Raw genomic sequence first — 268 nt, 5'->3', positions numbered from 1 at the left:
CAGTAAGGATGGTGGAGCTATGCGGGATCGAACCGCAGACCTCCTGCGTGCAAGGCAGGCGCTCTCCCAGCTGAGCTATAACCCCATCGTAAATGCTAATCTCTGTACCCTAATTCGTTTCCGGGCAAGGCGCGGTGGTGCTAAGCATACTGAAGTATGCGAGCATCGCCGTAACACAGCACGGAGGCGAATTTGGTAGGCCTGAGTGGACTTGAACCACCGACCTCACCCTTATCAGGGGTGCGCTCTAACCACCTGAGCTACAAGC

At 56.0% G+C, this 268-nt stretch carries 1 tRNA gene; it reads right to left on the bottom strand.

The annotated features are described in order from the left end of the window. Positions 1-9 precede the first annotated feature (9 nt). Positions 10-85 (bottom strand) — tRNA-Ala (locus tag OGY17_RS00010). Positions 86-268: the final 183 nt, after the last annotated feature.

Source organism: Citrobacter sp. Cpo126, assembly GCF_030332445.1.
GTDB lineage: Bacteria > Pseudomonadota > Gammaproteobacteria > Enterobacterales > Enterobacteriaceae > Citrobacter > Citrobacter portucalensis.
Note: the sequence above shows the minus strand (reverse complement) of the source record. Positions and strands in the feature narration are given on the sequence as shown.